Raw genomic sequence first — 25,014 nt, 5'->3', positions numbered from 1 at the left:
TGGGGCCTTTCCGTTGTTCCGGTTCAGACGGTGGTGGTGCCGGCCACGTCGACGGCGGGCTCGGCAGGGGTGGGCCGGGGCGCCGTACGACGCTCGACCAGCACATGGACGACCGCCGCGACCACTATGCCGAACAGCGGATCGACGGATCCCGGCAGGAGGTAGTGCGCGAGCCCGGCGGCCAGGGCGCCGGCCGCCCACGCGCCGAGCGCGCCCCACCGGTAGTCCCGGACGACGGCCACCCGGCCCTTGCGGCGCAGGTACTGGTCGGTGATGAGCACCGCGCCGATCGGCGGCACGAACACGCCCAGCAGGTTCAGCCAGTCCACGAAGTGGCCCCACACGCCGCTCAGTGCGAACAGCAGGCCCAGGAGACCCAGGCCGAGCGCGAGCGGGCGCATCTTGGCGGGGGTGAGCGCGGCCCAGCCGACGGCGCCGTTGTAGAGGCAGTGCGAGGCGACGGAGCCCAGGTTGACGAAGACGAACAGCACCGCGAGCGCCGTGAGCAGCGGGCCGTGCCCGGTGAGCAGCGGCAGGAAGCCGCCGCCGTCGGCCGCGGGATCGGCCGAGCCGCCGATCGCGACGACGACGCCCCCGAGCGCGTAGGCGACGAAGTTGGCGAAGGGGAAGGCGAAGGCCGTCGCGGCGACCGCGCTGCGCCCGCTCCTGGACCAGCGGGTGAAGTCGGCCGTCATGGTGCCGGAGTCGGCGAACCCGGCGATGACGATGGCGACGGCGCCGCCGAACCCGAGGGTGCCGCCCACGCCCTGGTAGGTGAGGGCGTCGGAGGCGGAGGTGCGGCCCGCGCCGTAGCCGACGGCGATCGCGCCGAGCACGACGAACAGGGGCGTCGCGACGGCGCCGACGAGCGCGAGGGCGCGGATCCCGGCGACGGTGAGCAGCGTGTAGATCGCGCAGCCGAGCAGCGCGCCCCACAGCGGGGTCCAGCCGAGCGTGTCCTGGAGGGTCGTGCCGGTGAGGCCGACCTGGAAGCTGAACCAGCCGATCACGACGGTGGCGAGGAACCCGGCCGCGGCGAGCCTGCCCCGCCGCCCGAAGGTGTCGGCGGCCTGGAGCGCGAAGTTCTTGCCGGTGCGGCCCGCGTAGTGGCTGAGGGCGCCGACGTAGCCGAACAGAACGAGGTTGCCGACGAGGATCGCGAGCAGTCCTTCGACGAGGCCGAGGTTGTAGACGATCACGCCGCCGAAGACGGCGTTGCCGAGGTTCATCGGGAAGCCGAACCAGACGGCGGCCACCGACGACAGACGCTTGCGCGCGGCGGGTGGGACGGGGGTGTGCTCGTACTCTTCCGTGCCGGCCATCAAGCCCTCCACACAGGCCCCTCGGGGCCGTTGGTATACCGTAATGGCGGTGAATTTAAGAGCGTGGTGTTACGGCTGAGGGCGCCGCGTGTTTCCACTGGGACGCCCTCGATCGCGTCCGTGTTAAACGTCAGCGCATGTCCGCGGGGCGCTCCGTGCCCTCGAACGGGAAGCGCCGCCGGAAGGTGTCGGCCGCGTCCTCCAGCGTCACGAACGACACGCCCTCGTGGCCGGAGACGTACTCGATGAAGCGCTCCAGCATCAGCAGCACGTTGGGGCGGCCCGAGACGTCCGGGTGGAGCGTGATCGGCAGGACGGCGTAGTCCAACTCCCGGTGCACCCAGTCGAATTGGTCGCGCCAGTCCTGTTCCAGGGCGCGCGGCGAGACGTAGCCGTGGCTGTTGTGGGAGTGCTTGTTGAACATCATGGGCGGCAGGTCGTCGACGTACCAGTTGCCGCAGAACTCGACGAGGTCCACCTCGTGGCCGTGCACGAGCGGCTTCATCCAGTCCTTGGCGTCGGCCGTGTAGTCGATCTTCGTCCAGGAGTCGCCGACGCGGGCGTAGAAGGGCGTGAAGTCCCGGTAGTTCTGTGAATGGTCGTACGAGAAGCCGTACTTGTGGAGCAGGGCGGCCGTCGACTCCGACATCTCCCACCAGGGCGCGACATAGCCCTTGGGGCCGCGTCCGGTGAACTCCTCGATCAGCTCGACCGACTTGGCGAGGACGTCCTCCTCCTGCTGCGGGGACATGTCGATCGGGTTCTCGTGCGAGTAGCCGTGCGCGCCGATCTCGTGGCCCGCCTCCACGACCATCCGGGTCTGCTCGGGGAACGTCTCGATGGAGTGGCCGGGGATGAACCACGAGGTGCGGATGGAGTACCGCTCGAAGAGCTTGAGCAGGCGCGGGGTGCCGATCTCGCCGGCGAAGACACCGCGCTGGATGTCGTTGGGGGAGTCCTGGCCCCCGTAGGAGCCGAGCCAGCCGGCGACCGCGTCGACGTCGACACCGAGGGCTATCTGGATGTCCTTGGGCATGGTGAACTGCTCCTTGGGTCAGGGTAGTTGGGCGGTGATCTCGGTGGTGGCCGCCGCGAGGGCCTGTCGGTCGGCGTCCGTCCAGTCGCGCTCGCGGGTGCTGTGGACGGAGATCCAGCCGGTGAGTGTGTCCCCGCCGGTCTCGACCGGCGACAGCATCTGGGCACGTACGCCGTACACGTCGATCAGCGCCTCGGGCGGGTGCGGGGCCTCGCGGAAGTGCGGCTGCACCAGCGCCCGGCGCTCGGCCTCCAGCCACTCGACCGTGTTCAGTCGGCGCTGGTCGAGCGAGGCGTCACGGCGGATGGAGCGCACGCCGGGGGCCAGGGCCTCGCCCGCGGTGAGGTCGACGTGCAGCCCGTGCTCGGGCAGGTCGACGCGGAACGTCGTGCGGTCGGCGCCGGTCGCCGCCAACAGCGTTTCCAGGGTGCTCTGGACCTGGGCTCGGAGGCTGCCGTCGCGCAGCAGCTGCCCGTGCCCGGACCACGACGGGCGCGCCCCGGCCAGGTCGAGCGCCCGCCACAGCGTCGCGCTCACCGAGTCGAACACCGGGATGCCCAGGGCCCGTTCGAGACGGTCCGCCTCGAAGGCGCCGTACACGTTCGTGCAGACGACGGCGACGGCCTGCGCACCGTCGGTGGCCGCCGCCTCGATCTGGCGGGCCACGTCGGCGGGCGGGATCCGGGCGAAGGCCTCGTTGTCGTGCTCGCCGAAGGGCTCCGCGAGCGCGCACTCCAGGCCCTCCTTCGCGTACGTCGACACGATCGCGTCGGCCACGTCGCGGGTGTAGGGCAGGGCGAGGCCGAGCCTGCGCACCCCGTAGGCGGCGCAGGCGTCGAGCAGCGCGAGCGTCGAGGTCGTCGCCGGGATGCCGGTCTCCGCGGTGAGCGCGGCGGCCAGGGCGCGGTCCCGCTCGATGCCGAGCCAGGAGCCCGACGTCCCGTTCCACACCAGGACGTCGACCTTGGCGTCGGCCAGCTGCCGGGCCGCCGCGAGCATCGGCTCGGGGGCGAACTGGGCGTCGCTGCCCGTGTCGAGCGCGATCCGGGTGACCGGCACGCGTGCGAAGTGCGCGGTGGCCAGACCTGGTTCGGCGCCCTGCAACAGCCCGTACGTCACGGGTTCGAGGCAGGTGTTGGAGGACGGCGTGAGCATCCCCACGCGCAGCGGGCGACGGTTCTCGCTCAACGAATGATTCGACGAGTGATTCAACGGATGATTCATCGGACGACGAGCCTCCTCGAGTAGTCGATGACCAGGGACGCGGCGGTGAACAGCAGCGCCGCGCCGACGAAGTACAGCAGCGCCCACGTGTAGGAGCCGGTGCCGCCGACGATGAAGCCGACCGCGATGGGCGTGACGATCCCCGCGATGTTGCCCGACAGGTTCATGGCGGCGCCGACCACACCCGCGTTGGCGCGCCCGCCGAGCGTGGAGGGGAGCGCCCAGTACAGGCCCGCCCAGCGCAGGAAGAACAGCACGACGGAGAGCAGCGCGACCGCCGTCATCGCGTCCGGCACCAGGACGACGCCCAGCAGGCCCGCCGTGACGGCCGCGCCCGCGACCCCCATCAGCGTGCGCAGCACGGTGTTGGCCGCGGTGCCGCGCGAGCGCCAGTGGTCGGCGAGCCAGCCGCCGATCAGCTCGCCGACGAACCCGGCGCCGAAGATGACGAGCGTGGACCAGCCGATGGACTTGATGTCGAAGCCCTTGGTCTCCGACAGATACAGCGGGCCCCAGGTGAGCAGCCCGTAGAAGACGCCGTTGAATCCCATCCAGCCCAGGCACATGCCCCAGAACGAGCGGTACTTGACGTAGTCGCGCAGCTTCGCGGGCCGGTCCTCGCCGGGCGCGGCGGCGTCCTCGGCGGCGTGTGCCCGCTCGATGTACGCCGCCTCGGCCTCGTTGACGCCCGCGTGCTCGCGCGGGGTGTCGCGCAGATACCGCAGGGCCAGGACGCCGACCGCCACGGTGACCGCGCCCGCGACGACGAAGCTGATCCGCCAGCTGCCCGTCCAGGCGATGAGGCCGGAGATGGCGATGCCGCCGAGCGCGGAGCCGAGCGGGGCGCCGCCGTCCATGAGGACCGCGCCGCGCCCGCGTTCCTTCGCGGGCAGCCAGTGCGCGTTGAGCTTGCCGCCGGCCGGCATCACCGGGGCCTCGACCGCGCCGAGCGCGAGCCGGGCCGCGAGCAGCGAGCCGACTCCGGTGGCGGCCGCCGTGGCGCCGGTCGCGACGCCCCAGCCGACGCAGGCGCCGCCGGCCATCCGGCGCGGCCCGAACCGGTCGATGAGCCATCCGCCGGGGATCTGCATCAGCGCGTACGTCCAGAAGAACGCGCTCAGGACGAAGCCGGTGACCTCCTTCGACAGATGCAGATCCTTGGTGATCAGCGGCAGCGCCACGGACACGGAGCCGCGGTCGATGTAGTTGAGCGTGACGATGCCGAGGAGGAGCAGGAACACCTTCCAACGCGTGCGGCTGGGCGGGGACTTGGTGGTTCTCGTGTCCGGGGAGGTCGCGTCGGCGACCTGCGGCGGATTGGCTGACTGCATGGCAAACCCTCTGTTGACGGGACCCCGAAGGTCCACGGTCCGGACAGGTGGGCACGCTTGTGACGTGCAGTGCACGAGCTATGGCATACCAAAGAATGGGGATCGGGCCGTCGCCCGTCAAGGCGTTGGTATACCGTGAGGATCAATTCACGGGGAGGAAACGGGGGAGGGCGCATGGCACAGGCGGGACCCGGCGAGGCGGGCTGGCTGCGCGATCAGGTCTGCGAGGGCATCAGGGACCGGATCATCTCCGGCCAACTGCGCCCGGGGGACCGGCTGTTGGAGCGCGAGGTCGCCGAGGAGTTCGGGGTGTCCCGGATCCCGGTGCGCGAGGCGATCAGGGTGCTGCTCAGCGAGGGCTTCCTCGAGGCCGTCTCCGCCCGGAAGATCGTCGTCAAGCAGCTCTCGTTCCAGGACGTGCTCGACCTCTTCGACCTGCGCGAGGCCCTGGAGGTGCTCGCCGTGCGGCGCGCCACGGAGCGGGCCCAGAAGCCGCAACTGGCGGCGCTGGAGCGCCTGTTGACCAGCGCGGAGAAGGCCACCCGTACCGGGAAACCCGCCCGCATCTCCCGCGCGAACACGGACTTCCACCACCACATCGTCGAGATCGCGGGCAACACGCTGCTGGCCAGCACCCTGCAACCGCTGGAGGGCCGGATGCGCTGGCTGTTCCAACAGATCGACGATCCGCACGCGGTGTGGGAGGAGCACCAGGGGCTGTACGAGGCGATCAGGACGGGCGACGCGGACCTCGCGGCCGACCGCGCCCTGCACCACGTACGCCACTACCGGGAGGTGGCGATGCGGGTGCTGTTCGGCGTGGGTGTCTCAAGCCCCGCCGACGATTGAGGCGCGGAGCCCCGCGACGTCACGCCATCTGCCGCCGCACCAGTTCGTGCAACCGCCCACCCGTATCCGCCAACAACTCCGCGGGCGACCCCTGCTGAACGACCCGCCCCGCCGACATCACGATCACCCGGTCCGCGTCCATGACCGTCGACAACCGGTGCGCGATGACCACCCGCGACGCCCGGAGGGCCTTCGTACTGTCGATGACGATCCGCTGCGTCTCATTGTCGAGCGCACTCGTCGCCTCGTCGAAGAAGAGAATCCGCGGCCGCCGGATCAACGCCTGCGCGATCATCAGCCGCTGACGCTGACCGCCGGAGACCGCGCCGCCGCCCGAGATCATCGTGTGCAGGCCCATCGGCATCCGCTTGATGTCCTCGGCGAGGCCCGCCATCTCGGCCGCCGCCATCGCCTCCTCCTGTGTGAAGGACTCGGCGCCGCAGATGCAGTCGAGGATCGACCCGCTCAGCGGCTGGGCGTTCTGCAGGACGACGCCGCACTGGCGCCGCACCGCCGCCTGGTCGAGTGCCGACAGGTCCTGGCCGTCGTACAGGACGCTGCCGTACGCCGGCGCGTCGAAGCCGATCAGCAGGCGCAGCAGCGTGGACTTGCCGCAGCCGCTCTCGCCGACCACCGCCACGAACTCGCCCGGCTTGATGGACAGGTTGACGTCGTCGAGGACCAGCGGGCCGTCGTCGGTGTAGCGGAAGGAGACGCCCCGCGCCTCCAGCGCGCCGGTCAGCTCGCCCGGCTGCGTCGCCGCCTCGCGGACCTCGGGCTTCTCGTCGAGCACCGGCTTGATCTGCTCGAACATGGGCAGGACCGCGGCCGCCGAGATCAGCGCGCCGGTCAGTTGCGTCACCGACGTCAGGAGCATCGTCACCGACGTGTTGAAGGTGAGGAAGGACGCCGCCGACATGGAGCCGCGGGCCGGCCCCGCGAGCAGCATGAACATCACGAGCGAGCACAGCGGGAGATAGACCGAGTTGAGGACCGTCGTCGCGTTCTTGATGCGTCCTGCCCTGCGCTGCAGCTCCCGGGTGCGAGCGAACTCCTTCGCCCACGCCGCGTACGCGAAGCTCTCCGCGCCCGCGACCCGCAGCTTCGGCAGCCCGCGCAGCGTCTGGAACGCCTGGTTGTTGAGCTTGTTGCCGAGCTTCACCAGGCGGCGCTGCCAGCGCAGTTCGAGCAGTCCGAGGGTGAGGAAGACGGCCGCGACCAGGACCAGCATGCCGAGCGCCGCCATCGCCAGCGGGACGCTGTAGAGGAGGAGCATGACCAGGTTCATCGCGCCGACCGTCGTCGACTGGACGACGATCGGGCCCACGCCGGACAGCAGCCGTCTGATCGAGCTGATGCCCATCGCGGCACTCGCCAGCTCGCCCGTCGAGCGGGACGCGAAGAAGCGTGTCGGGAGCCTCAACAGTCGGTCCCAGACGGCCGGTTGGAGGACGCTCTCCACTCTGCCCTCGATGCGCAGCACCGTGAGGTTCTGGAGCAGCATGAACGCCGCCGTCACCACACTGGTGACCACCACCGCGAGGGAGACCTGCGTGATGAGGCTGGTCTGCGCGTTGGGGACGTACGTGCCGAGGACCTGGCCGGTCGCGACGGGCACGAGCGCGCCGAGGACCACCGTGACCAGGCCCGCCAGGAGCAGCCTGCGGATGTCCGTCGTCATCGACTGCATGCTGAAGCGCATCAGCCGCAGCGGCGTCAGATCGCCGTCGGGGAGCGGGCGGTAGAGCATGATCGCCCGCTCTTCGAAGTCCTCCGCGTTGTCCTCGTCGACGCGCGTGCGCCGGTCGCCCGCCGGGTTCACCGTCTCGTAGCCGCCGCGCCGCCACAGCAGCGCGACCGGGGCCCCGGACGAGGCCCGGTAGCCGACCAGCGGGCCCGCGTCGCGGCGCCACCAGTCCCCGGCGAGCCGTACGGGCCGGGTGCGGAGGCGGGAGGCCGTGGCGAGTTGTTCGACCGGGTCGAGGCGGTCGCTGACCGCGCCCACGTGGTCGGGGTCGACGAGCCGGATGCCCGCCGCGTCCGCGACGATCTTGCAGGCCGCGTACGTGGCGTCGGCGCCCGCGTCGGCGGAGCCGCGGCGCCCGCGCTTGGTGCCCATGGACGCGAGCAGGGTGCGGTCGGCCTGCTCGCGGACGGCCTCGCCCGCCTTGATGCCTGCGGCGGCGCGGTCCTCGTGGGCGCTCTCCAGGCGCTCGATCCAGCGGTCGAGCGTGGAGAGCAGCCGCCACTGCTGGTTGACCATGCGCTGCCACAGGCCGGTGTCGACCAGCAGATCGGCCGCCGCGTCCGCCGCGTAGGCGGACCCGTACTGCACGCTGCCGGGCGCCAGTTGCGGCCACAGCACGTCGTCGTCGCCGAGGAGAGAGTCGCCCTGTACGTCGTGCGCGCCGACGGTGCGTCCGTCGAGCGGCGCCTCGAACAGGACCTGCTGCCCGCGGCCGACCCCGAGAGCGAAGGCCTCCTCCAGCAGGCTCCAGCCGTACGAACCGGCCCCGTCATAGGAGGCCGGCGGCGCGTAGGGCAGTTCGCGCAGCGGGATGCGGCGCACCGCGCAGCCGCTGAGCGGCCGTCCCACGAGCGTGTGCTGGGTGCCCTCGACCGGGCCGAGCAGCAGCGTGCCCGGCTCCAGGCGGCCCAGGAAGTGCCAGTGCCCCTGGCTCTGCGCGTCCACCGCGAACAGGTCGAGCGCGCCGCCCGCGACGAGCCACAGCACGTGCGGGCCCTCCAGGGGAAGGCTGCGCAGGTCCGTGCAGTCGACGGGGGCGCCGAGGCCGCCGAAGGCCGCGACCACTTGGTCGGAGGAGGTGAACTCCTGGTGCAGATCGGTCATGTCAGTGCTCCTTGACCAGCTCGGCGTAGGGCCCGCCGGCCCGCACCAGATGCTCGTGGCGGCCGCGCTCGACGACCTGGCCGTGGTCGAGGACCACGATCTCGTCGCTGTCGCGGACCGTGCTGAGGCGGTGCGCGATGACGACGCAGGCGCAGCCGCGCCGCCGGATGTTGTCCATGACCGTCTGCTCGGTCTCCGCGTCGAGCGCGCTGGTCACCTCGTCGAGCACGAGGATGCTGGGGCGGCGCACAAGGGCCCGCGCGATCTCCAGGCGCTGGCGCTGCCCGCCGGAGAAGTTCCGGCCGTCCTGCTCGACCCGGCCGCGCACGCCGCCGGGGCGGCGCGCCACCACGTCGTACAGGCACGCGTCGCGCAGCGCCTCCTCGACGGCCTCGTCGGAGATCGAGGGGTCCCACAGTGCGACGTTGTCGCGGACCGTGCCCTCGAAGAGGAACACGTCCTGGTCGACGAAGGAGACGGAGGCCGCGAGCGCGCCGCGCGGGATGTCGTCCAGGCGCCGGTCGTCGATCCGGATGACGCCCTCCCACGGCGCGTACAGGCCGGAGATCAGGCGGGAGACCGTGGACTTTCCGCTGCCGGAGCCGCCGACGAGCGCCACCTGCTGCCCGGGTCCCACCGTCAGCGAGAAGCCGGACAGGAGCGGCTTGTCGAGCGGGCTGTAGCCGAACGTGATGTTGTCCAGCTCGATGTGGCCGCGCAGCCGGCGCGTGCTCTGCACCTGCTCCGGGCGCGCGTACAGCTGGTCGACGGGGAAGTTCTCCACGTCCTTCAGGCGGGCCACGTCGGCGGCGAAGTCCTGGATGCGGCCCGCGACGCCGTTCAGCCGGGTCAGCGGCGCCGTGAAGCGGGTCACGAGCGCCTGAAAGGCGACAAGGAGACCGACCGACAAATGGCCCTCGACGGCCCGCATGCCGCCGATCCACAGGATCAGCGCGCTGTTCAGCGTCGCGAGGGTCGGCGCGACGATGCCGAGCCACGCGCTCGGCACCCCGAGCTTCTGCTGCTCCTCGAGGGTCGTCGCGTGCTGGCCCGCCCACCGCCGGAAGTAGCCGTTCTCGCCGCCGGTCGCCTTCATCGTCTCGATGAGCTGGAGGCCCGTGTACGAGGTGTTGGTGAGCCGCGCCGTGTCCGCGCGCAGCTTCTGCGTGCCCGTCGCCCGCAGCCGCACGACCACCCGCATCGCCACCACGTTCAGCAGCGCGATGCCCACGCCGACGCCGGTGAGCTGCGGGTCGTACGAGTACAGCAGCGCCGCGTACAGCAGCACCACGATCCCGTCGACGCCCGCTGCCGTCAGGTCGCGGGCCAGGGTCTCGGCGACCGCGTCGTTGGACTGGAGGCGCTGCACCAGGTCGGCCGGGCTGCGCTGCGAGAAGAACGTGACGGGCAGCCGCAGCAGATGCCCGAAGAAGCGGGCGCTGCTCAGCGTCGAGGAGATGATGCGGCCGCGCAGCAGGTTCGTCTGTTGCAGCCAGGTGAGGACGGCGGTCAGCGCCACCATCGCGCCCATCGACGCGAACAGCGCGCCGAGCAGCGAGGTCTGGTCGCCGATGAGGAACAGGTCGATGTACGTCTTGCTGAGCGCGGGCACCGCCGCGCCCACGCCGACGAGCAGCAGGCTCGCGAGCAGCGCGACGAGCATCGTGCCGGTGGTGCCGCGCAGCCGTGCGGGCAGCGCCGTCATGATGCCCGGCTTGCGCCCGCCCGTACGGAAGTCGTCGCCCGGCTCCAGGACGAGGACGACCCCCGTGAAGCTGGTGTCGAAGTCCTCCATCGGCACGAAGCGGCGGCCCTTGTCGGGGTCGTTGATGTGCACGCCGCGCCGCCCGAAGCGGCGGCCCATGCCGTCGTAGACGACGTAGTGGTTGAACTCCCAGAACAGGATCGCCGGGCCCTGCACCTCGGCGAGCGCGGCCGGCTCCATCTGCATGCCCTTGGCGGTCATGCCGTAACTGCGGGCCGCTTTCAGGAGGTTGGAGGCGCGCGAGCCGTCCCGCGAGACGCCGCACGCGATGCGCAGCTCCTCCAGCGGGATGTGCCGGCCGTGGTGCGCGAGGATCATCGCGAGCGCCGCGGCGCCGCACTCGACGGCCTCCATCTGGAGCACCGTGGGCGTGCGCACCTTGCGGCGGCGCTTGGCCGGCGGGGGAGCGGGGCGGGAGCGGCGGCGGTCCGGGCGGTGGCCCGCGGGCGGCAGGGAGGTCGTGGTCACGGCTTCAGCCAATCCATCGGGCGCTGATCGGCGAGGTGTACGGAGCCGGAGGCGAGGGTCATGGAGGCGAGCGGATAGGGCGGCCCGCCGTCGGAGGACCAGGCGTACCCGGACTTGGTGTCCGCCTTGGTGAGCTCGACGAGGACCGGGACGCGGGCCCCGCCCTTCGTGAACTCGCCCGCCAGCGAGCTGTCCCCGATGAAGTCGGTGACCTGCCGCTTCGTCTCGGCGGCGCGGCCGACGGCCTTGACCTTCCCGCGCAGCACGCCGTACTGCTGCGCCTGCGGCACGTTGAGGTCGACGTCGGCGCCCGCGTCCACGTTCCCCGCGCTGGTGGCGGGCACGTACAGCATCGCGAGCAGCGGATCGCGCGTCGAGCCGGTCTTCTCCACCGTCGCCACGTCGGAGCCGGTCGTGACGACCGAGCCGATCCGCGCGACGAGCGCCGTGACCCGGCCCGCGTCGATGGCCCGCACGGCCCGGTTGCCCTGCGCGGTCTGCACCTTGAGGATCGGCGCTCCCGCCCGCACCCGCTGGCCCTCCTTCACGTACAGGCCGGTGACCTGCCCGGTGACGGGGGTCTGCAGGACGTAACTGCCCTGCGCGTACGTGAGGATGCCGTTCGCCTTGAGCGTCGAGGACACCGAGCCGGTGACGGCCCAGACGCAGGCGGCGACCATCACGACGACGGTGACGGCGAGTACGAGCAGTCCCTGCGGCCGCGCGAGGCGCACCGGCAGATCGAGCTCCTCCGGCGACTGCAGTTTGGACAGGGCCTGTTGGCGGAACTGCACGGAGTCTTTCCCTTACCTAGCTTCCATACCGGGCCGGACCGGAAAGGCCCGGTACCCGGACACCCCGAAAGCCCCGGGACACGGGGTCCCGAGGCTTGGGGTGCGCCACCCGTCAGGAGGTGGCGCGATGATCCCGAGGGATCGGATCCGACTCAGAGGCCGGCCGTCACGCCGCCGACGAGGCCCGTCACGGCGCCGGTGTTCAGGCCGGTGAGGCCCTCGACCGTGTTGGTGACGGAGGAGACGGTGCCCGAAACCGGGGCGATGCCGTCGACGGTGCCCTGAACCTGGCCGACGAGGCCGCCGACGAGGCCGCCGGAGACGTTGTCGAGGTCGGCGTCGGAGATCTCAACGGTCTCGATGTGGTTGCTCATGATGAGCCGCCCTTCTCATGGGGGGATGTCTGGTATTTCAAAATTCGCGGGGCGCGCTGGAAATCGGTGGCTGCGAATCCCTGCGGCCGTCATGCGATGCGGAGGATCAAAGCATGTTGACGCGTCGCGCAGCTAATCCGACCGGGTCCATTCATAGGGGATCCGGGAGGCCAATTGCCTTCATGTGCCTGGGTGTTCACAGCCGGGTGGCACGTCCTTCACATTCTTCACGGAGAGGAATGTGAACTCCCTGTGTCCCCGGCAAGCAAAGGGGGACAGGCGGGCATCAATGACGTGCGGTGCTTGTATCGGGCAATGGTTTTTTGCGAAGCTCCGTGACTGCCCTGCGCATTCGGTGTGCAGGTTTCTGGCACGCGACAGCGGCGGCGCTCAGGACGACCGGCGGCACGAATCCCCACGGCCCGGCGGCCTCCCGCACCGCTACGGCGCAGGCCGCGCCGCCGATCACGGCCAACAACCGGCCGGTCACCCACAGTTGCTCCCGGCCCCGCCCCGACGCGTCGACCACCCCGGTCACGAGTGTCGTCAGCGTCCCCGTGAAATACGTGGTGGGCGCGGCGCCCGCCCCCGCCGCGACCATCGCCGCGGACTGCCCGCCCATCGACACGGCGGCGACCACGAGCAGCACGGTCCGCCAGGCCCCGGACGGATCCCCGCCGAGCACGCCGCCCGCCACGGCGACGAAGCCGAGCAGCACGCACTGCGCGGCGAGGCAGGCGACGACGCGGCCCGGCCACTCCGTCGCCCGCGCTTCCCGAATGCCCCGGCATGCGAGGGCCGTTGTCGCCGCCCCCACCGCGTACCCGCCGAGCGCGTACAGCGGACCGGTGACGTCGTGGCCCGAGCCCTGGCCCGCCGAGATGCCGAGCAGCACGAGATTCCCGGTCATCACCCCGGCGAACACGGTGCCGAGGGCCGTGAACGCGAGGGCGTCCACGGCCCCGGAGGCTCCGGCGAGCAGCACAAGGGACATTTGCGCGCGTTTGTTCATGCCTGAGACGGTAGGCGTCGAGCCGCCTTCGGAACGCTCAGCCGTCGGCGCGTCGCTCCGGCGCGGTCACGCCGGGCTCCAGGTCCAGCGGCGCGAAGTCGAAGCCCTCCCACAGCAGGCGCGAGGACTCCTCCGGGTACGGGGCCGTGTGCGAGGGGGCGTCGAAGACGCGGGTGGAGCGTCCGTCGGCGGTGAACGGCGCCCACCCCGGGTTCCCGTCCTTCGCGAACGCGGCCCACGCGGCGCCCATCTCCTGCGACAACGCCACGGCCTCTGCCGGGAGTTCACCGCCCAGGAAGAGGCCGCCGAAGTCCGAGTCGAGCGCCCCGAAGACGAGCGGGACGTCCAGCGCGTGGGCGGCGCCCATCGTGCCGCCCGCGCCGGGCGCCGCCCAGCACAGCTCGTACGCGTACGCGGTCCCGCCGCCCGCCGCGTGGGCCTCGGCCAGGCGCAGCGACGGCATCCGGAACAGCCAGTCGGACATGACGAGTTCGTGCAGCAGCGTCGGGTCCGCGTCCGGATACGCGGCCCGATAGTCGACCTCGGCGGCGGGCCCGGGACCGAACCGGAGCAGGGCCTGCGCCGCCTCCTCCTCGGTCATCTTCCCGTACCGGCCCGCCATGATGGTGAACAGCCGGTACTCGTCCCGGTTGTGCCCGACGAGCAGCTCGACGTCGCGCGCGGCGCCGGCCGCGAGCGCCTCCCACGGGGTGGTGGGCAGCACCTCGCCGTCGACCACCGGGGAGAACGGGGTGGCCGTGTGGGCGACGCGGCCCCAGCGGTCCGCGTACGAGGGCAGTGCGCGGATCAGGTCGTCGGTGGCGTCGCGCAACGCCTTCGGCGCGACCGCGGAGAGCTCGGCGGCCCCCGCGCCCGGCACCCCGAGCCGCTCCGCGATCGCCGCGCCGATGTCCCGCGCGAGGTCGAGCGTGAAGAACGTGCCCGGCACGCTCTGTGCCACCGCGCGCCGCACCAGACCCTTCGCCGACGGCATCGTGAGCAGCGCCGCCACCGAGCCCGCGCCCGCGGACTCCCCGAACACGGTGACCTGCTCCGGGTCCCCGCCGAACGCCGCGATGTTCTCCCGCACCCAGCGCAGCGCCGCCACCTGGTCGAGCAGCCCCCGGTTGGCGGGCGCGCCGTCGAAGACACCGAAGCCCTCCGCGCCGACCCGGTAGTTGAGGGTCACGACGACCGCACCACGGGCGGCGAGCGCGGAACCGTCGTAGTGCGGCCCGTCCGAGGACCCGCTGACGTATGCGCCTCCGTATACATAGACCATCACCGGCAGCCCCGCGGCGCCGAGGTCCGGCGACCACACGTTGACCGTCAGCCAGTCCTCGCCCTCGGGGACCGGGCGGCCCGTGAGCCCGCCCACGAGGGACTGCGGGGGCGGCGGCCCGAAGTCGAACGCGTCCCGCACCCCGTCCCACGGCGACGCCGGCTCCGGCGCCGCCAAGTGCAGTGCCCCGACCGGGGGTTGGGCATAGGGGATGCCGCGGAAGACGCTCAGCGCCCCCTGCGTGAGCCCGCGGACCTGCCCCGCTGCGGTGCGTATGGGCGCGGTGGGGGTTGCGTCGGTCATACGTGTCCTCCCTGGTGGCTCGACTGGCGCCGCACAGGGCGTCGAAGCGCTTCGACGGACTTCTGGACAGGCACCCTGCGCAAATCATAGGGTCGGCATGCCGAACGACGGGCGGCACCCGCCGACGCCGGCGCCCTGGGCGGGTCGGGAACCCGCCCACCCACCCCCCCTCGCACTCGGCTTCAGGAGAACCACATGGTCACGCTCGCAGAGGTCGCCAAGGACGCCGGAGTCTCCGCGAGCACCGTGAGCTACGTCCTCAGCGGCAAGCGGTCCATCTCGGCGGCCACTCGCGAGCGCGTCGAGACGAGCGTGCGCCGGCTCGGCTACCACCCCAACGCCGGGGCCCGCGCCCTCGCCAGCAGCAAGTCCAACATCATCGCCCTGATGGTGCCGCTGCGCACCGACATGTACGTACCCGTGATCATGGAGATCGCGACGGCGGTCGCCACCGCCGCCCGCACCCATGGCTACGACATCCTGCTGCTCACCGGCGAGGAGGGCGCCCAGGCCGTGCGCCGCATAGAGGGCAGCTCGCTGGCCGACGCCGTGATCGTCATGGACGTCGAGCTGGACGACGAACGGCTGCCGCTGCTGCGCACCGCGAGCCGCCCCGCCGTCCTCATCGGCCTGCCGGCCGACACCCGCGGACTCAACTGCGTGGACCTGGACTTCGCCGCCGCGGGCGCCCTGTGCGCCGAGCACCTCGCGGGCCTCGGGCACCGCGAGATCGCCGTCATCGGCGAGGCCGCCGCCGTCTACGAGCGCCGCACCGGATTCGCCGAGCGCACGCTGACCGGCCTGCGTGCGCGCAGCGCCGAACTCGGCCTGCGGCTCCTGCACCGCCCCTGCGAGGGCAGTTACGCCTCGGTGTCGGCGACGCTGTCGCGGATCTACGACGAGCGCCCCGGCACCAGCGCGTTCGTCGTGCAGAACGAGGCGGCCACCGACCCGCTGCTCGCCCTGCTGCGCCAGTCCGGCCGGGCCGTCCCGGAGGACGTGTCGGTCGTCGCGGTCTGCCCCGAGCAGGTCGCGCGGCACGCGTCGGTGCCGCTCACCTCGGTCGCCGTGCCCGCGCAGGAGATGGGGCGGCGCGCGGTGGAGCAGGTCGTCGCGCAGATCGAGGGCCGCGGCTCGGCCGAGGAAGTCGTGCTGCTGACCCCCGAGTTGACCATCAGGGAGAGCGCGGCACAGGCGCCGCCCGCCCCATAAAAGAGCGCGGCACAGGCCCCGCCCGACGCATAGGATCGACGCAACCGGTCCATAGGATCGCCACATGCGGTCCTGAAGCGTCAGAAAGCGAGCGTGCCTGTGCACCCGACGTACGTCCTCGTCCATGGAGCGTTCGCCAACTCCTTCTCCTTCGCGCCGCTCCAGGCGGAACTCGGCCTGCTCGGACACCGCTCGGTCGCCCTCGACCTGCCGGGACACGGTTTCGGGGCGACCTACCCGGCCGCGTACCAGGCCCCGCAGGACCCGGCCGGCCTCGCCTCGACGCCGGGCGCCATCAAGGGAGTCACGCTCGCCGACAACGTCGAGCACCTGATCGGCGTCCTGGAACGCGCCAAGGAGAACGGCCCTGTTGTCCTCGTCTCGCACAGCCGCGGCGGCCTCACCGCCACGGCCGCCGCCAACCAGCGGCCCGACCTGATCGACCACATCGTCTACGTGGGGTCCTGGTGCCAGGTCGACCTCACCGCGGGCGGCTACCACGCCGAACCGGAGATGGCCTCGGTCGACATCGCCGCGCTCGGTCTCGCGATGGCGGGCGACCCGGCCGAACTCGGGCTGCTGCGCGTCAACTTCCGCACCGCGGACGAGAAGGCGCTCGACGCGTTCCGGGCAGCCTTCTTCGCCGACGGCACCGATGACGAGTTCCGTACCTTCCTCAACACCTTCCAGCCGGACGAGAACCTCGACGTCGGCACCGAGGACGACCGCGCGCAGGCCGCCACGTGGGGCCGCATCCCGAAGACGTACGTACGCCTCGCGCGCGACGCGAGCCTCCCGCCCGCCCTCCAGGACCGGCTGATCCGCGAGGGCGACGCGCTCACCCCGGACAACCCCTTCCGGGTCCGCACCCTCGACAGCTCGCACCTGAAGTGGCTCGTCGACCCGGAGCCGGCGGCGCGGGTGCTGGCGGAGGTGGCGGAACTGCTGTGACCATCGGCCGCGGATGCTGCAACTAGGGCCCTTCTGACGGATCTTGCTGGAGTCGCGGGCCCTGGCACGCACATCTGCTGCGTTGTCGTCGGTTGCCAACGCTCCGCGTTGACGCCCTCCTCCGCCTTGCAGCTGCACGCACCAGACCCCACTCGCCTGCACCGCACATGGACGCCGCCCGCATCCAGCCTGATCCGTCAGAAGGGCCCTAGCGGCTGCGGAAGCGGAGTTCGCGCTCCACCCCCGCGTCCAGACGCAGCCGCCCCGCGTCGCCCTCCGGTGTCTTGAGGTCCACGTCCGCGTCCCGGTCGGGGCGGACGAGGGCCGTGCATCTGCCGCCTCCCCACCGCAGATCCACCCGCGCCCCGAACCGCGTGCGCGGGCCCCGCACCGCTCCCCGCCGCCAGTCGGCGGGGAGCGCGGGCAGCAGGACGAGGCGCTCGGGCGTGGACTGGAGGAGCGCCTCGGTGACCAGCGCGGGCAGGGTGTGCGCGGCGTCCGCGTTGTAGACGTCGCGGCGCGGGTAGTGCGCGCTCATGAGTGAGGTGTGGAAGTAGTCGCCGGTCAGGACGTGCCGGAGGCAGTCGGCGACGCGGGGCGCGTCGCGCAGCCGGGCCGCGATCAGGGCGTGGTGCAGATGCCCGTGCGCGGAGTCGTTCTCGGCGCCGCGCAGTTCGAGCGCCCGCCCCGCCGCCTTCGCCAGGTCCGGGGTGTCGTACGGGGTGATGTCGTGGTGCGGCCACACCGGATACAGGTGGCTGAGGTGCCGGTGGTCGTAAGCGTCGTCGAGGCCCGGCCACGCCCACTCGGCCAGCGCCCCGTCGCCGTTGACCCGGTAGTCGGGCAGCCGGTCGGCCAGTGCCGTCCAGCGGTCGCCGTCGGGGCCCGGGTGCCAGGCGGCGGCGGTGCGCAGCGCGTGCCGGGCCGCCGCGATGTCCATGGTGGCGTTGACCGTGCCCCAGCTCGCGTTCGCGGGCCGGTTCTCCGGGGAGTAGGAGGGCACGATCGCGATCCGCCCGTCGGGCCCCGTCCGCGTGAGGAAGTCCTCGTAGAACAAGGCGAGTTGGGTGACGGCGGCCGCGAGCCATGCCGGTCGTTCACCGGTGGCCTCGGCCTGTTCGAGGAGCGGCGTGAGCAGCCAGTCGGCGCCCGCCGTCCACAGATGCATCGGGTAGGCGCGCTGGTAGTGGTACGCGTGTCCCGACTCGCCGTCGGTGTGCGCGGGCGCGACGATGCCACGGGCGCCGAAGACGAGCCGCGCGTTGTCCCGCCAGTGCGCCAACTGGCCCTGGATGAGCGCCCCTTGGGCGTCGACCGTCTCGGGCAGGTCGCAGGCGACCGCCGACGCCGTCTGGAGGTTCAGGTTCGCGTCCGTGGTGAACGCGCCCGACCATGCCGTGTCCCACTCGCCGGTCCACAGCCCGGTCAGCCGGGGCGGCAGGGCTCCCGAGGAACTGAGTAGGTGGTAGCGGCCTGCCGCGAACAGCCGCTCAAGGAGGGCCGGGCTCTGCGGACGCTCCAGCAACTCGCCGCCGGGCAGACCGCGTTGGTGACGCGGGGCGTCGAGGTCGAAGGTGACACGTTCGTAGGCGGGCCGGTGCAGGGCCTCGTGCCGGGCGAGGAGGGCGGCGTACGTCGCGTCGGTGGAGCCGCTCGGTTCGATCAGGTCCGCGAGCGCGCCCGCCTCGCTCTCCGCGTCCAGCTCCCCGACGTGTCTGCGCACCCGCGTCAGGAGAAGCAGCCCGCTCGCGCCCTCGACACGCAGCCCCGAGCCGCCCACCGACGTCCGGCCGCCCCGCACCAGTGCGAGTGTCACCCCGGTGAAGCCGAGGTCGCTGTCCGGGTAGCGGCAGCGCAGGGTGAGCCGGGCGCCGTACGAGGTCGGGCCGTACGGGGTCGGGCCGTACGGGGTCGGGCCGTACGGGGTCGGGCCGTAAGGTGTCAGGGCGACGCCGCGGCCGATGCGGAGTCCAGCGGGGACGCCGCTCAGGCGCGGGTCGAGCGCCACCTCGCCGTCGAGCCCCGCGCCGGTCACGTACTGCACGACCACGTCGTCCGCCCGCGACACGAACACCCGCGAACCCCATCCGCCGCACCGCGCCTCGGCCACCCCCGTCGCGAAGTCGACCGCGCGCCGGTAGCCGCGCCCCACGGCGTCGCCCCGCACGAAGCGCACCTGGAACGCCGGATGGAACGCGCGCACCCACCGCAGCGGCCGCCCGTCCGTGAACCGCTCGGCCGCCGTCACGTCACCGGAGAGCAACTGGTCCTGAATCAGCGGGAGTTCGTCGGCCAGCGCGGGTGGCCCCGGCTGCGGGCCGCCGTCCGGGCGGACCAGACTGTGATGGGTGACGATGACCCGGTCGTCGCCCGGATCGCCGAAGGCGAGAGCGCCGTGCCGGCCGTTGCCGCTGAGATAGGCGTCCTCCCAGCGGCCGGCGGGCGCGGTCTCCCACGTGCCGTGCGGGTGCTCGGGAATCACCGGGAACCCGCGCTCTCCGCTGCCGCTGCCGCGCCCGGTTCGGCCTCCAGTACGACGACGCCGAACCGCCCGAGTGTCACGGCCCCCTCGGCCCGCGCCCCGGTCAACAGGTCCCGCCCGCCCTCCGAGAGCGCGACCGTCGCCTCCTGTCGCCCGTGGTTCAGCAGAAACAGCAGCCCCCCGCGACGTACGGCCTCCACCCCTGCGGGGAGGCCGGTCAGTGGAGGCCGTACGCCCGCTTCGAGGGCGGCGTCCGCGAGCAGCGCGCGCAGGGCCTCCGGTCGCGGGAGCGTGGACAGATAGTGGGCGCGGCCCCGGCGCACCGCGGCCGGCAGGCCGTCGAGCTCGCCGCCGCGGTACGCGGCCGTGACCTCGGCGTCGGCCGCCGCCGTCAGCTCCTCCGACCACAGCGTGCCGGTGAAGTCGCCGCAGTCGACGGTCTCCGAGGGCTCCAGCGGCCACCACTCGTGCAGGGTGCGGATGCCGAACAGCTCGCGCAGCCGGGCGTCCATGCCGCCGGGCCGCACCCGGTCGTCCGCGTCGGCGATCCCCGTGAAGAACCCGCACACGAGCATCCCGCCCCCGCGCACGTACGCCACCAGGTTCTCGATCGCCGCGTCCGTCAGCAGATACAGCTGCGGGACGACCACCAACTTGTAGGCGGACAGCTCGTGTTCGGGATGCGCGAAGTCGGCCGTGAGGTGTGCCTCCCACAGCGCCCGGTGCCAGGCCCGCACCACCTCCTCGTACGCGATGTGCGCCGACGGTCTGCCGTCCTGGCCGCCGGCCCACCAGGAGTGCCAGTCGTGCAGCACGGCGACCTCGGCCGTGAGGCGCGTGCCGGCGACCACGGGGCCCAGCCGGTCGAGGTCCGCCCCGATCCGCTTGACCTCCGCGAACGACCGCCCCTCCGCGCCCGCGTGGCCGAGCATCGCCGAGTGGAACTTCTCCGCGCCCTGCCGGGACTGGCGCCACTGGAAGTAGCAGACGGCGTCGGCGCCGCGCGCCACGGACTGGAGCGACAGGAGGCGATTGAGGCCGCGCGGCTTGGGAGAGTTGACCGGGCGGAAGTTCACCGCGCCCGCCGCCTGCTCCATCACCATCCAGGGCCGGCCGCCCGCCTGACCGCGCGTCATGTCGGCGAGCATCGCGTTGTACTGCCCGGCCAGCGGATCGCGCGGATCCGGGTACACGTCGACGGACACGACGTCCTCGTGCCGCGCCCACTCCCACGCGTCCTGCCCGGTCCACAGCGGCATGAAGTTCGTCGTCACCGGGATATGGGCGGGCGTGTGGCGGCGGACGAGATCGCGCTCGGCGACGTAGCAGGCGAGCAGCGCGTCGGAGGTGAAGCGGCGGAAGTCGAGGAGCTGCGTCGGGCCCCGCAGGTACTGGGCGCGGCGCGGCGGGATCACATCGCCCCACGTCTCGACGTGCTGGCCCCAAAAGGCCGTTCCCCAGGCTGTGTTGAGCGCGTCGAGGGTCTCGTACTTCGCGCGCAGCCAGTCGCGGAAGGCGCGCGCGGACTCGTCGCCGTAGTCGAAGGTGCAGTACTCGTTGTTGATGTGCCACATGCGCAGGGCCGGGTGGTGGCCGTAGCGCCGTGCGAGGTCCTCGGTGATGGCGGCGGCGTGCCTGCGGTACGTGGTCGAGGAGTGCGCGAAGTGCTGGCGCGAGCCCCACCACACGGTCTGCCCGTGCTCGTCGCGCGGCAGCGTCCCCGGGTACAGGCGGCCCAGCCAGGGCGGCGGGGACGCGGTCGGGGTGGCGAGGACGACGCCGATCCCGTGCGCGTGCAGCAGGTCCATCAGCCGGTCGAGCCAGCCGAAGTCCCGTACACCCGGCCGGGGTTCGAGCCTCGCCCACGCGAAGACGCCCACCGTGACCGAGTTGACCCCGGCCTCCTTCATCAGCCGGACGTCCTCGGCCCACACCTCCTCGGGCCACTGCTCGGGGTTGTAGTCCCCGCCGAACAGCAGGCGCCCGCCCTCGGCGACGGAGTGCGCGTGCCTCACCCCTTCACCGCCCCGATCAGCATGCCCTTCTTGAAGTGCCGCTGGACGAACGGGGATGCGACCGCGACCGGCGCGAGAGCGAGCACCATCATCGCCATCTGCAGCCCCAGCGCGGAGAGTTCACCCGCGTTGACCGCCTGGCTCAGTCCCGTCGGCAGCGCCGAGTTCTTCTGCACGAGCTGCATCAGCACGTTCTGCAGCGGCAGCTTCGTCGGGTCGTCGATGTAGATCATCGCGTTGAACCAGGCGCTCCAGTACGCCACCGCGTAGAACAGCGAGATGACGGCGATCACCGCGCGGGACAGCGGCAGCACGATCGTCCACAGGATCCTGAGGTCGCCGGCCCCGTCGATGCGCGCGCTGTCCGTCAGCTCCTGCGAGATGTTCATGAAGAACCCGCGCAGCACCAGGATGTTGAACACGCTCACCGCGCTCGGCAGGATCAGCGCCAGATAGCTGTCGGTCAGGCCGAGCGTCTGCACCAGCAGATACGTCGGGATGAGCCCGGCGCTGAAGAACATCGTCGTCAGCAGCGCCATCAGCAGCGCCCGGTGCGCGAACGAGCCGGGCCGGGACAGGCCGTAAGCGGCGAGGACCGACACCCCCATCGAGAACACCGTGCCGACGCCCGTCACCCCGAGCGAGACCAGCATGGCCCGGCTGACCTGGCCGCCGCCGAGCAACTCCTGGTAGTTGACGAAGGTGATGGCCTCGGGCCACAGCACCAGACCGCCCGCCGAGTCGATGACGTGCCGGGGCGACAGGCTCGTGACGATCACGACCCACAGCGGTCCGAGCACGGCGACGCAGCACACGGCGAGGATCAGGCCCTTGGCGCCGAGGCCCGCCCTGGTCGGCGGCTCCTCCCACACCGGGCGCTCGGGCGGCTGCCACCGTGCGCGCGGACGTCGGCCCGGACGCGGGCTCGGGCTGGAGCGCGGACGTTCGACGGTGGCGCTCATGTCTCGTACACCTTCACTTCTTGTAGACCCCCTGCTCGCCGAGGAGATGGGCGAACTTGTTGGCCGCCAGGACCAGACAGATCCCGACCACGCCCTTCACCAGACCGACCGCCGCCGCATAGCTGAAGTCCCCGTGCTGGATGCCGGTGCTCCACACGTACGTGTCGAGCACTTCGGAGGCGCCCGCGCCCACCGCCCTGCGTTGCAGCAGGATCTGCTCGAAGCCCACGGTCAGCGCGTCGCCGACGCGCAGGACGAGCAGCAGCGCGATCACCGGGCGCAGCGCGGGCAGCGTGACGTGCCACATGCGGCGCCACCGGTTCGCGCCGTCCATCGCCGCCGCCTCGTACAGCTCGGGACTGACGGAGGCGAGCGCCGCGAGGAAGACGATGATGCCCCAGCCGGCGTCCTTCCAGACCATCTGCGCCGTGAGCAGGTACTTGAAGATCCCGGCGTCCGTCATCAGGTCGAAGCCGTCGACGCCGTGGTCCTGGAGCAGCTGCGCGATCAGTCCCGCGCCGCCGAACATCTGCTGGAAGACGGTGACGACGAGCACCCACGAGAAGAAGTGCGGCAGGTAGAGGATCGCCTGCGACAGGGCCCGCACCCGCGGCCTGATCACGCTGTTGATGAGCAGCGCGAGCGCGATCGGCACCGGGAAGAACAGCAGCAACTGGATGACGAAGAGGAGGAGCGTGTTCTGGAGCGCGTTCCAGAAATCGGAGTCGTCGACCATCTTCTGGAACTGTTCGAGGCCCACCATCGGCGAGTGCAGGATCGCCGTGACGCCGTTCGTGGAGACGTACGGGTTGTAGTCCTGGAACGCGACGACGTTGCCGAGCAGCGGCAGGTAGTTGAAGACGACCAGCAGGACGATGACGGGCACCGTCATGAGGATGAGCGCCCGGTCGCGGCGCAGCCGGATCCGCCAGGTGACCCCGTCGCCCCGGCCCGCCTTCTTCCCGGCACGGCGGCGCTCCCGGCCCCCGGCCGCCTTGCCTGACCCGGCGGTGTCGGCGGTGGCGGCGGACCGGGTCGGGCGCTGGGTCTGAAGCGCCATCAGGAGGCGCCGCCGTTCTGGCCGTTCTCGTCGAGGAGCTTCTTGTACCAGTCGCGCAGCCTGTCGCCGCCGCGCGACTTCCAGTCGCTGATCGCCTGCTGGACGTCGCCGAGCGACTTGTTGCCGCGGACGTAGTCGTCCTCCAGCTGCTCGAACTTGTCCTCCAGGGTGGCGTAGCGCGAGGGCTCGACGATCGTCATGCCGTAGAACGGCGACTTGGTGACGAACTCGCCCATCCGCTGCTGCCACTCGACCATCCCCCTGGTGACCTCGGGCAGGTCGGGATAGGCGAAGAAGGGGGCCGGGCCCGACAGCATCTGCCAGGTGTTGAGCGCCTGCGCGTTGCCCTTCTTGGTCTTGGTCGGGACGCCGTCCTTCAGCGTGAAGTGGGTGCCCTCCTCGCCGTAGTAGGCGAGCATGTGCTCCTTGGTGCCGACGGGCGCGGCGGCGTAGTTGGCGGCGGCCAGCGCGTTCTTCACGGTCTCCTTGGACGCGTTCTTGCGCACGAACGCCCACACGTTGGCCGGGGTGCCCGCGTACAGCTTCGGGTCGCCGCCGTCGTGCCCGAAGATGTCCATCGCGGCCATCTCGAAGTCGGGGAACGCCTTGCTGCCCTGCATCTCCGCGCTCTTGCCGTACCAGGCGGTGATGTCGGCGTTGTACATCATGACCTTGCCGCTGGAGAAGCGGAGCGCGCCGTCACCGGTCTGCGCCTTGGCCTCGGGGTGCACGACCCCGGCCGCGTACAGCTTGCGGGTCCACTCCAGGGCCTCGAGGTACTCGTCGGTCTCCAGGCGCTTGACGAGCTTCTTGCCCTCAAGCTTCCAGCCGAGCGCCTTCTCGCTGCCGCCGAGGGAACCGAAGAAGTTGAAGGCCGACCACTTCATGTCGTCGCAGCCGTAGACCCCCGCCTTCTTGCTGGTCATCTCCTTGGCGAGGTCGAAGAACTCCTGCGCCGACTTCGGCGGCTCCCAGCCCTTCTTGTCGAAGAGGTCCTTGCGGTAGAAGGGCGCGATGTTCGGGAGGTACGAGTACGGGTACGGGATGCCGCGCAGCTTGCCGCCGAAGATGCCGCGCCGCCAGGCGTCCGCCGGGATCGCCGCGAGGTTCGGGTAGTCGCGCACCTTGCTGCCGGCCACGTACGGGCCGAGGTCCATCATCTTCGCGACCAGCGCGGCGGGTATCTTCCCCGACAGCTCCCAGCCGGGCACGATCAGCACGTCGGGCAGCGAGCTGGAGGCGAGGACGGCGCCGATCTTCTCGCCGTAGGTGTTGCCGTCCTGGTTCTGCCAACTGACCTGCACGCCGGAGGCCTCGTTGAGCGCCGTGTAGTACTCGCAGTCGGCCTTCGGCGGCGGCCCCCAGAACGGGGCCATGATCTTCACCTTGGCCCCGGTGCCGAGCTTCTTCGGCACGGACGTCTCCAGCTTCGACAGCTCCACCTTGCTGGTGAAGCCGACGCACGAACCGTTCTTCGACGCGATGTCGGGCGTGACGATATTGCGCGCCGCGTACGTCGGCAGCAGCTTCTTCGCCGATTTCCCGGAGGTCGTCCCCTCGCCCGTCTCGGCGGCGCCCCCGCACGCGGTGAGCAGGGGCACGCCGCCGGCCACGGCCGCGGCGGCGACCGCCGTGGAGGCGAGGAAGCTTCTCCGACCGGGGCCGGTGGAGGGGGAGTTCGGCGTCATGGGAGCAACCCTTCGGGGATCACGCGGGGGACC

Annotated in this window: 18 protein-coding genes; 3 read left to right on the top strand and 15 right to left on the bottom strand. The window is 71.6% G+C overall.

All coding sequences use genetic code 11. From position 1 onward, the window contains the following. Positions 1–23: 23 nt before the first annotated feature. From ACOKM3_RS09585 to ACOKM3_RS09570, 4 genes are all read right to left on the bottom strand, one after another. Entirely contained in the window at positions 24–1,322 is a 1,299-nt protein-coding gene (locus ACOKM3_RS09585) for a purine-cytosine permease family protein (RefSeq protein ID WP_426898881.1), read from the bottom strand. Positions 1,323–1,452: 130 nt separating this feature from the next. Continuing rightward, the gene (locus tag ACOKM3_RS09580) at positions 1,453–2,358 is read right to left on the bottom strand and encodes a polysaccharide deacetylase family protein (protein WP_426898879.1); all 906 of its coding nucleotides are present in this window, start codon (positions 2,356–2,358) and stop codon (positions 1,453–1,455) included. An 18-nt stretch (positions 2,359–2,376) separates the two neighbouring features. Beyond that, positions 2,377–3,546 (bottom strand): maleate cis-trans isomerase family protein, encoded by a 1,170-nt coding sequence (locus ACOKM3_RS09575; protein ID WP_426898877.1) that lies wholly within the window; start codon positions 3,544–3,546, stop codon positions 2,377–2,379. Positions 3,547–3,578: 32 nt separating this feature from the next. Continuing rightward, the gene (locus ACOKM3_RS09570; protein WP_426898875.1) at positions 3,579–4,913 is read right to left on the bottom strand and encodes an MFS transporter; all 1,335 of its coding nucleotides are present in this window, start codon (positions 4,911–4,913) and stop codon (positions 3,579–3,581) included. A gap of 174 nt (positions 4,914–5,087) precedes the next feature. Between ACOKM3_RS09570 and ACOKM3_RS09565 the strand changes: the two genes are divergently transcribed. Continuing rightward, complete coding sequence (locus ACOKM3_RS09565; RefSeq protein WP_426898873.1) at positions 5,088–5,762, top strand: GntR family transcriptional regulator; 675 nt, start codon at positions 5,088–5,090, stop codon at positions 5,760–5,762. A gap of 19 nt (positions 5,763–5,781) precedes the next feature. Here the strand turns inward: ACOKM3_RS09565 and ACOKM3_RS09560 are convergent, their stop codons facing one another. The 6 genes from ACOKM3_RS09560 to ACOKM3_RS09535 form a co-directional block, all read right to left on the bottom strand. Beyond that, entirely contained in the window at positions 5,782–8,613 is a 2,832-nt protein-coding gene (locus ACOKM3_RS09560; protein WP_426898871.1) for an NHLP bacteriocin export ABC transporter permease/ATPase subunit, read from the bottom strand. Position 8,614: 1 nt separating this feature from the next. Next, positions 8,615–10,846 carry an NHLP family bacteriocin export ABC transporter peptidase/permease/ATPase subunit gene (locus ACOKM3_RS09555; RefSeq protein ID WP_426898869.1) on the bottom strand — a complete coding sequence of 744 codons (2,232 nt, stop codon included), beginning with the start codon at positions 10,844–10,846 and terminating at the stop codon, positions 8,615–8,617. Continuing rightward, on the bottom strand, positions 10,843–11,640 hold the full coding sequence (locus ACOKM3_RS09550; protein ID WP_426898867.1) for a DUF2118 domain-containing protein: 798 nt from the start codon (positions 11,638–11,640) through the stop codon (positions 10,843–10,845). Before ACOKM3_RS09550 ends, ACOKM3_RS09555 begins: the two co-directional genes overlap by 4 nt. A 152-nt stretch (positions 11,641–11,792) precedes the next feature. Then, positions 11,793–12,014, bottom strand: coding sequence for a type A2 lantipeptide (locus ACOKM3_RS09545; protein WP_356373765.1), 222 nt, complete (start codon positions 12,012–12,014; stop codon positions 11,793–11,795). Positions 12,015–12,300: 286 nt separating this feature from the next. Further along, positions 12,301–13,026: a YoaK family protein gene (locus ACOKM3_RS09540; RefSeq protein ID WP_426898865.1), complete on the bottom strand. Its 726-nt coding sequence runs from the start codon at positions 13,024–13,026 to the stop codon at positions 12,301–12,303. A gap of 37 nt (positions 13,027–13,063) precedes the next feature. After that, on the bottom strand, positions 13,064–14,611 hold the full coding sequence (locus tag ACOKM3_RS09535) for a carboxylesterase/lipase family protein (protein WP_426898863.1): 1,548 nt from the start codon (positions 14,609–14,611) through the stop codon (positions 13,064–13,066). Positions 14,612–14,806: 195 nt separating this feature from the next. Between ACOKM3_RS09535 and ACOKM3_RS09530 the strand changes: the two genes are divergently transcribed. Next, entirely contained in the window at positions 14,807–15,823 is a 1,017-nt protein-coding gene (locus ACOKM3_RS09530; protein ID WP_426898861.1) for a LacI family DNA-binding transcriptional regulator, read from the top strand. A gap of 99 nt (positions 15,824–15,922) precedes the next feature. Further along, on the top strand, positions 15,923–16,774 hold the full coding sequence (locus tag ACOKM3_RS09525; RefSeq protein ID WP_426906749.1) for an alpha/beta fold hydrolase: 852 nt from the start codon (positions 15,923–15,925) through the stop codon (positions 16,772–16,774). 208 nt (positions 16,775–16,982) lie between these two features. On the opposite strand, the gene ACOKM3_RS09520 is transcribed toward ACOKM3_RS09525, so the two are convergent. The 5 genes from ACOKM3_RS09520 to ACOKM3_RS09500 are packed head-to-tail and all read right to left on the bottom strand — an operon-like array spanning position 16,983 to position 24,981. Then, a complete protein-coding gene (locus tag ACOKM3_RS09520) occupies positions 16,983–19,256 on the bottom strand; it encodes a glycosyl hydrolase family 95 catalytic domain-containing protein (protein WP_426898859.1) in 2,274 nt (757 codons plus the stop codon). After that, positions 19,253–21,271, bottom strand: a complete 2,019-nt coding sequence (locus ACOKM3_RS09515) for a beta-galactosidase (RefSeq protein WP_426898857.1) — start codon at positions 21,269–21,271, stop codon at positions 19,253–19,255. The genes ACOKM3_RS09520 and ACOKM3_RS09515 overlap by 4 nt, the downstream gene beginning before the upstream one ends. Then, positions 21,268–22,233 (bottom strand): carbohydrate ABC transporter permease, encoded by a 966-nt coding sequence (locus ACOKM3_RS09510; RefSeq protein WP_426898855.1) that lies wholly within the window; start codon positions 22,231–22,233, stop codon positions 21,268–21,270. Before ACOKM3_RS09510 ends, ACOKM3_RS09515 begins: the two co-directional genes overlap by 4 nt. A 13-nt stretch (positions 22,234–22,246) precedes the next feature. Next, on the bottom strand, positions 22,247–23,293 hold the full coding sequence (locus ACOKM3_RS09505; protein WP_426898853.1) for an ABC transporter permease: 1,047 nt from the start codon (positions 23,291–23,293) through the stop codon (positions 22,247–22,249). After that, the gene (locus ACOKM3_RS09500; protein WP_426898851.1) at positions 23,293–24,981 is read right to left on the bottom strand and encodes an extracellular solute-binding protein; all 1,689 of its coding nucleotides are present in this window, start codon (positions 24,979–24,981) and stop codon (positions 23,293–23,295) included. Before ACOKM3_RS09500 ends, ACOKM3_RS09505 begins: the two co-directional genes overlap by 1 nt. Positions 24,982–25,014: the final 33 nt, after the last annotated feature.

Origin of the sequence: Streptomyces nidicola (assembly GCF_050106155.1) — a bacterium.
Lineage (GTDB): Bacteria > Actinomycetota > Actinomycetes > Streptomycetales > Streptomycetaceae > Streptomyces.
The sequence above is the reverse complement of the archived record's forward strand: the minus strand, read 5'-3'. Positions and strand labels throughout refer to the sequence as shown.

Excerpts from the sequence above, each read along its gene's own strand:
- ACOKM3_RS09585 (WP_426898881.1), bottom strand. The coding sequence starts at position 1,322 with ATGGCCGGCACGGAAGAGTACGAGCACACCCCCGTCCCACCCGCCGCG.
- ACOKM3_RS09580 (WP_426898879.1), bottom strand. The coding sequence starts at position 2,358 with ATGCCCAAGGACATCCAGATAGCCCTCGGTGTCGACGTCGACGCGGTC.
- ACOKM3_RS09570 (WP_426898875.1), bottom strand. The coding sequence starts at position 4,913 with ATGCAGTCAGCCAATCCGCCGCAGGTCGCCGACGCGACCTCCCCGGAC.
- ACOKM3_RS09565 (WP_426898873.1), top strand. The coding sequence starts at position 5,088 with ATGGCACAGGCGGGACCCGGCGAGGCGGGCTGGCTGCGCGATCAGGTC.
- ACOKM3_RS09560 (WP_426898871.1), bottom strand. The coding sequence starts at position 8,613 with ATGACCGATCTGCACCAGGAGTTCACCTCCTCCGACCAAGTGGTCGCG.
- ACOKM3_RS09545 (WP_356373765.1), bottom strand. The coding sequence starts at position 12,014 with ATGAGCAACCACATCGAGACCGTTGAGATCTCCGACGCCGACCTCGAC.
- ACOKM3_RS09540 (WP_426898865.1), bottom strand. The coding sequence starts at position 13,026 with ATGAACAAACGCGCGCAAATGTCCCTTGTGCTGCTCGCCGGAGCCTCC.
- ACOKM3_RS09535 (WP_426898863.1), bottom strand. The coding sequence starts at position 14,611 with ATGACCGACGCAACCCCCACCGCGCCCATACGCACCGCAGCGGGGCAG.
- ACOKM3_RS09530 (WP_426898861.1), top strand. The coding sequence starts at position 14,807 with ATGGTCACGCTCGCAGAGGTCGCCAAGGACGCCGGAGTCTCCGCGAGC.
- ACOKM3_RS09510 (WP_426898855.1), bottom strand. The coding sequence starts at position 22,233 with ATGAGCGCCACCGTCGAACGTCCGCGCTCCAGCCCGAGCCCGCGTCCG.
- ACOKM3_RS09505 (WP_426898853.1), bottom strand. The coding sequence starts at position 23,293 with ATGGCGCTTCAGACCCAGCGCCCGACCCGGTCCGCCGCCACCGCCGAC.
- ACOKM3_RS09500 (WP_426898851.1), bottom strand. The coding sequence starts at position 24,981 with ATGACGCCGAACTCCCCCTCCACCGGCCCCGGTCGGAGAAGCTTCCTC.